This is a genomic window from Streptomyces sp. NPDC054887, from assembly GCF_053610585.1.
In genome coordinates this window covers 118,996-125,677 of record NZ_JBSGYQ010000001.1, presented here as the reverse complement: position 1 = coordinate 125,677, position 6,682 = coordinate 118,996, and the positions used below count along the sequence as shown (strand labels likewise).

Genomic DNA, 6,682 nt, shown 5'->3' with positions numbered 1-6,682 from the left:
GCAACCTCGTGGTGCGCCTGGGTTGCGGGCGGCCCCCCCGGCGGGGGACCCCCCCCCCCGACGGTGTTTTCGCGCCCCATTCCACGCGGGGCCCCTCGACGTCGTGGGCGGCGTGCCGCGGCGGATGCGCGGCCCTTCCCAGCACGAAGTGGTCCTCGGCCCCGTCGAGGACTCCGCCCGAGGGATCGTCGGAGCCGTCGCGCCGTACGACGTCCCGTTCGGGCAGCAGGATGTCGCGTACGACGACGGCGCACAGGTAGAGCGTGGCCAGCAGGTGCAGCGCGATGGCGAGCTGGTAGCCCTCGGGGGGCAGGCCGCGCTGCTTGTCGCCGCTGGTGGTGTACGCCAGGTACATCCAGATCCCGAGGTAGTACATGACCTCGCAGGCCTGCCAGATGAGGAAGTCGCGCCAGCGCGGCCGGGCCAGGGCGGCGAGGGGGATGAGCCACAGGACGTACTGCGGCGAGTAGACCTTGTTGGTGAGGATGAACGCCGCGACGACCAGGAAGGCCAGTTGGGCGAAGCGCGGCCGGCGGGGCGCGGTCAGGGTCAGCGCGGCGATCCCGGCGCACAGCGCGACCATGAGCAGGGTGGCGTACGTGTTGACGGCCTCGACGTCGAGCGGCTTCCCGGTGCGCTGCGTGATGATCAGCCAGAACGAGCCGAAGTCGACGGACCGCTCCTGGCTGAAGGCGTAGAACTTCTTCCACCCCTCGGGCGCGAAGATCATGACCGGCAGGTTCACCAGCAGCCAGGCGCCGGCCGCGCCGAGCAGCGCGGCGCCGTACTCGCGGTATCTGCCCGCCCTCCAGCACAGCACGAGGAGCGGTCCCAGGAGGAGTACGGGGTAGAGCTTCGCGGCGGTGGCGAGGCCGACGAGGATGCCGAAGGCCAGTGCGCGGCCCCGGGACCACATGAGCATCGCGGCGGCCGTCAGGGCCACGGCGAGCAGGTCCCAGTTGATGGTCGCGGTGAGGGCGAGGGCCGGTGCGAGCGCGACGAGCAGAGCGTCCCAGGGGCGTCGTCGGTGCGTACGGGCTACGCATACGGCGATGACGGCGGCGCAGATCATCAGCATGCCGGCGTTGACCATCCAGTACGCCTGTTCGCGCTCCTGGACGGACCCGTCGAAGGGCAGCGTCAGCCAGGCGGCGACCTGCATGAACAGGCCGGTCAACACGGGGTATTCGAGGAACTCCATGTCGCCGGACAGGCGGTCGAAGTACGGAACGAGGCCGTCCGCGAAGCCCCGTCCCAGGTACAGGTGCGGGATGTCGGAGTAGCAGGCGTGGGTGTACTGGGAGCTGGTGCCGCGGAACCAGGCCCACTCGTAGCACGGGATCTTCTGCACCATGCCGAGGGCGAACATGCCGATCGCCACCAGGGCGACGACGCGTACGGGTGAGAGCCCTGACGTGCCCAGGGCGGCCCACCGGCCGACGGGTCCGCCGATCAGCTCGCTGCCCGCCGCCGCGACCTTGTCCTGATGCGTGGGCCGTACTACGGGCCGGTCCTCGTGCACGCTCGTCATGGGGTCATCCTGCCGTACGGCGCTGTGAGCGTGTCCGTGCCTGTGGACAACGGCGAGGGCCGCCGCACCGGGTGCGACGGCCCTCGTCAGGGGTGGGGTGGTGCCCGGCGTCAGCCGCCGCCTCCGAAGAGGCCGCCGTTGCTGCTGCCGTTGCCGGGTTTGCCGTCGGTCTCGCCTTCGGTGGTGGTGCCGTCGGTGGTGCCGCCGTCGGTCGTGGAACCGTCGGTCGTCCCCCCGGTGTCGGTGCCCCCGGTGTCCGTGCCACCGACGTCGGTACCGCCGGCGTCCGTACCGCCGTCGCTGGTGCCACCGGCGTCCTCGCCGTCGTCACAGGCCCAGTCGAACGGCTTGCAGGACTTGGTCTGGCTCGGGGTAGCGGACGGCGACGGGGTCTCCGAAGGCGTCTCGGACGGGGTGGCGGACGGCGTCTCCGAGGGCTCCTCGGAGGGCGAAGGGCTCGGCGTCGGGGACGGGGCGCCGGTTCCGTCGGCCTTCTCGCCGATCGGCACGGCCTCCGGGAAGTCCTCGATCTCCTCGTCCTTGAGAGCGTCCTTCATGTAGTTCGTCCAGACCTCGGCGGGGATGTCACCACCGTGGATGGACGGGACGCCGCCGGTGCCGTTCATGGAGAGCAGCTTGCGGGACTCGGGGTCCGTACGGAAGAGGGTCACCGCGGTCGACAGCTGGGGGGTGTAGCCGACGAACCAGGCCGACTTGTTCTTGTCGGTGGTACCGGTCTTGCCGGCGGCCGGACGGCCGAGCTTCTGCGCCTTCTGGCCGGTGCCCTCGTCGCTTTCGATGACGTTCTTGAGGACGTCGGTGACGTTGTCCGCGACCTCGGGGTCCATCGCCCGCTTGGCCCTCGGCTTGTCGAAACCGGGCTGCTTCTGTCCCTTGTAGAGAACCTTCGTCACGGAGTATGGCTCGTGGTGCTTGCCGGAAGCGGCGAAGGTCGCGTACGAGTCGGCCATGCGGATGGCGCTGGGGGTGGACGTACCCAAGTAGAAGGACGCGTTGTTCTTGTCCATCGTCTGCCTGAGGATTCCGGTGTCCTCCGCCATCTGCGCCACGTGCTCGTGGCCGACGTCGACGCCGAGCTGTACGAAGGGGGTGTTGATGGACTTCTCCATCGCCTCCCTGAGGGTGACGTAGCCGTAGGCCTTGTCGCTCTCGTTCTTCTGCCGGAACGGCTGACCGTTCTTGCCCGGAATCGGGTTGCCGTTCTGGTCCCTGATGACGATCAGGTCATTGGCGTTGTACTTGCTCAGCGGCGAAAGGCCCGTAGGGGCAGTTTTGTACGTGCCGTGCTGCATCGCCGCGGCGAGGACGTAGGGCTTCCAGGTCGAGCCGACGGGGACGCCGGACGTGTCGGCGTTGTTGGTGAAGTGCTTCTTGTCCCAGCCGTCACCGCCGTACAGAGCGACGATCGCGCCGGTGTCCACGTCCACCGAGGCGGAACCGAACTGGACGAGCTTGTCCGTCTCGGGGCGCGCCTTGGGGTCGAGGAACTCCTTCTTCGTCTTGTTGACCGCCGTCTCCATCGCCTTGACCTTCAACTTGTCGAAGGTCGTGTAGATGCGATAGCCGCCGAGCGCGAGCTGCTCGGGCGTGATGTCGGTCTGCTTAAGCACGTACTTCTTGGCGGTCTCGACCAGGTAGCCCTTCTGGCCACCGAGGCCAGTGGCCTGCTCGGAGTCCTTGAGCTCGGGGAACCCGGCCTTCTTCCACTTGTCCGCGTCGGCCTGCGTCATCCGCCCGACCTCGACCTCGCGGTCGAGAATCCATGACCAGCGGGCTTCGGCACGCTTCGTGTTCTCCTCGGAGGAGGCGTTGTCGCCGAGGCCGCCGTCTGGGTTGTAGAGGTTCGGGCCCTTGAGCAGTGCCGCGAGGAAGGCGCTCTGGGAAGCGTTCAGCTTTTCGCTGTTCTTGCCGAAGTACGCCTGGGACGCCGCCTGGATCCCGTACGCGTCGCGACCGTAGTACGCGGTGTTCAGGTAACCCTCCATGACGTCGCGCTTGTCGTCAGTAACGCCGACCTTGAGCGAGATGATGAGCTCGGTGAACTTCCGCTTTATCGTCTGGTCCTGGTCGAGGTACAGGTTCTTCACGTACTGCTGGGTGATGGTCGAGCCGCCCTGCGTCTCCTGCCCCATGGCCATGTTGACGATGGCTCGGCCCATACCCATGGGATCGACACCCCAGTCGTCCTCGAACGACTCGTTCTCGGCCGCGATCACCGCGTCCTGCATCTCCTGCGGGATCTCCTCGATGGTGACCGTCTGGCGATTGCGCTGGCCGCCGGTCGCGGCGAGCTGCGTGTTGTCGCTCCAGTAGAAGACGTTGTTCTGCGCCTCTGCCATCAGTTGCGGGTTGGGCTTGTCCACCCAAGCGAAAGCCACCCCCATCCCCGCGACCAGTATCGCGAAGAAGCCCAGGCACGTACCGCTGACCAGCTTCCAGGACGGCACGAACCGGCGCCATCCGTACCGGTCCGACCGCGGGTAGTTGATGAACCGGTCGTTCGCCGGCGGAGCTCCGCGCCCCCGGCCCGAACCCCTCCCGGCCGGCTCGGCGCCGCGTCGGCGCGAGCCGCCCGACGCTCCCCGCTGGGCGGCGCGGCGGGCTTCCGCTCTGCCGCCGGCGGGACGTTCCTCCCCGTACGAACCGGAGAGCATCTCGGTGGTGCTGTACGTGTCCCGCGTGGGGGCCGCGCGGCGGCCTGATGGCTGCTGGGCGGCTCGCCGGGCCGCGGCACGTCCTCCGTCCTGCGGCTGCGACGGTTTGCGACGGTGCTCGCTCATCGAACGACTACTCCTCGGGCAGGCGAGATCGCCTGGAAGCGGCAGGTGAGTTCCGGTCCCCCCGAAGTACGGACCAGCCCGTGGCCGGGCTCGTCCGTACGGCCTCATGTGTATCCAGGACGAGGACGCTCCCTGGCGTCACTTGGTTCCCGGTGGGTTGCATGCCGCACAGACTACGCACCGCCAAAACCCCCTCAGTGCCGAGGTTCACCCCAAATCAGGCAAGTTACGTGCACCGAATCGGTGATGTGACGCCGTTCACCATGGCCCCCCTTGTCCCTTCGGCACTCCCGTTCTATCGTCTGGATGTATCGAGTCGATACATCAGCTCGGCATAAGGGCCACAGCGATCGAGGAGGCGAAGGATGAGCAGGCGCTCAGGCATCCTCGAATTCGCCGTGCTCGGCCTGCTGCGCGAGTCCCCGATGCACGGCTACGAGCTGCGCAAGCGGCTGAACACGTCGCTGGGGGTCTTCCGCGCCTTCAGTTACGGGACGCTCTACCCCTGCCTCAAGACGCTCGTCGCAAACGGCTGGTTGATCGAAGAGCCCGGCAGCGCTCCCGAGGACGCGCTCGCCGCTTCGCTCGCTGGACGCCGGGCGAAGATCGTCTACCGGCTGACGGCCGAAGGTAAGGAGCACTTCGAGGAGCTGCTCTCCCACACCGGCCCCGATGCCTGGGAGGACGAGCACTTCGCCGCCCGTTTCGCCTTCTTCGGACAGACGGAGCGCGAGGTGCGGATGCGGGTGCTCGAGGGTCGCAGGAGCCGGCTGGAGGAGCGTCTGGAGAAGATGCGCGCCTCCCTGGCCCGTACCCGTGAGCGTCTGGACGACTACACGCTTGAGCTGCAGCGGCACGGCATGGAGTCCGTGGAGCGCGAAGTGCGCTGGCTGAACGAGCTCATCGAGAGCGAGCGGGCGGGGCGGGACCAGCGACGGTCCGGCCCCGGGGATCCGGCTCGTGACGACATCACCACTGGAGAGACGGACGGCCTGCCCCGGCACCGGGACGACACCGGTCCGGATCCGTCCGACGACACCGTCAAGTGAGGCCCTGCACTTCCGCAGGCCTCGTCGAGAACACAGGGAGCAACCGCCAATGGGTTCGGTTCGCGTAGCCATCGTCGGCGTGGGCAACTGCGCCGCCTCGCTGGTGCAGGGCGTCGAGTACTACAAGGACGCCGACCCGGCGGGCAAGGTGCCGGGTCTGATGCACGTGCAGTTCGGCGACTACCACGTGAGCGACGTCGAGTTCGTCGCCGCGTTCGACGTCGACGCGAAGAAGGTCGGCCTCGACCTCGCCGACGCCATCGGCGCCAGCGAGAACAACACCATCAAGATCTGCGACGTGCCGAACACCGGCGTGAGCGTCCAGCGCGGCCACACCCACGACGGTCTGGGCAAGTACTACCGCCAGACGATCGAGGAGTCCGCCGAGGCCCCGGTCGACGTCGTCCAGGTCCTCAAGGACACGCAGGCCGACGTTCTCGTCTGCTACCTGCCCGTCGGTTCCGAGGCTGCCGCGAAGTTCTACGCGCAGTGCGCCATCGACGCCAAGGTCGCCTTCGTCAACGCCCTCCCGGTCTTCATCGCCGGCACCAAGGAGTGGGCGGACAAGTTCACCGAGGCCGGTGTCCCGATCGTCGGTGACGACATCAAGTCGCAGGTCGGCGCGACCATCACGCACCGCGTCATGGCGAAGCTCTTCGAGGACCGGGGCGTCGTCCTGGACCGCACGATGCAGCTCAACGTCGGCGGCAACATGGACTTCAAGAACATGCTCGAGCGTGAGCGCCTGGAGTCCAAGAAGATCTCGAAGACGCAGGCCGTCACCTCGCAGATCCCCGACCGCGACCTCGGTGCGGACAACGTCCACATCGGCCCGTCGGACTACGTGGCGTGGCTGGACGACCGCAAGTGGGCGTACGTGCGCCTCGAGGGCCGTGCCTTCGGTGACGTCCCGCTGAACCTGGAGTACAAGCTCGAGGTGTGGGACTCGCCGAACTCGGCCGGTGTCATCATCGACGCCGTGCGTGCCGCGAAGATCGCCAAGGACCGCGGCATCGGCGGCCCGATCCTCTCCGCGTCCTCGTACTTCATGAAGTCCCCGCCGGTGCAGTACTTCGACGACGAGGCCCACCGCGCCGTCGAGGCGTTCATCAAGGGCGAGGTCGAGCGCTAGAGCTCCGACCTTCCCGCCTGAAACTCAGGCAGGCCGATCGTCGAGGGTGCCCGCGGGGTTCCCCCCGGGGCCCCACGACGATTTTAAGGTTTCACCGAAGGCATTAGGTACTGGTAATGGCGGGAAAAAGCACCAGAACCACATAACCCCCCACCAGAAAGTACCGCTC

The 6,682-nt window shown here is 67.6% G+C and carries 4 protein-coding genes; 2 read left to right on the top strand and 2 right to left on the bottom strand.

Translation table 11 applies throughout. The annotated features are described in order from the left end of the window. On the bottom strand, positions 1 to 1,531 hold a 1,531-nt coding region (locus tag ACWGH0_RS00560), incomplete at its 3' end, for a glycosyltransferase family 87 protein (protein WP_453401899.1). Positions 1,532 to 1,641: 110 nt separating this feature from the next. Next, positions 1,642 to 4,332, bottom strand: coding sequence for a transglycosylase domain-containing protein (locus ACWGH0_RS00555; protein ID WP_453401898.1), 2,691 nt, complete (start codon positions 4,330 to 4,332; stop codon positions 1,642 to 1,644). Between the two features lie 365 nt (positions 4,333 to 4,697). Between ACWGH0_RS00555 and ACWGH0_RS00550 the strand changes: the two genes are divergently transcribed. Both ACWGH0_RS00550 and ACWGH0_RS00545 read left to right on the top strand, forming a co-directional pair. After that, the gene (locus ACWGH0_RS00550; RefSeq protein WP_453401897.1) at positions 4,698 to 5,381 is read left to right on the top strand and encodes a helix-turn-helix transcriptional regulator; all 684 of its coding nucleotides are present in this window, start codon (positions 4,698 to 4,700) and stop codon (positions 5,379 to 5,381) included. Positions 5,382 to 5,430: 49 nt separating this feature from the next. Next, positions 5,431 to 6,513: an inositol-3-phosphate synthase gene (locus tag ACWGH0_RS00545; RefSeq protein ID WP_453401896.1), complete on the top strand. Its 1,083-nt coding sequence runs from the start codon at positions 5,431 to 5,433 to the stop codon at positions 6,511 to 6,513. Positions 6,514 to 6,682 lie beyond the last annotated feature (169 nt).

Coding starts and splice junctions, on each gene's coding strand:
- ACWGH0_RS00555 (WP_453401898.1), bottom strand. CDS start 4,332: ATGAGCGAGCACCGTCGCAAACCGTCGCAGCCGCAGGACGGAGGACGT.
- ACWGH0_RS00545 (WP_453401896.1), top strand. CDS start 5,431: ATGGGTTCGGTTCGCGTAGCCATCGTCGGCGTGGGCAACTGCGCCGCC.
- ACWGH0_RS00550 (WP_453401897.1), top strand. CDS start 4,698: ATGAGCAGGCGCTCAGGCATCCTCGAATTCGCCGTGCTCGGCCTGCTG.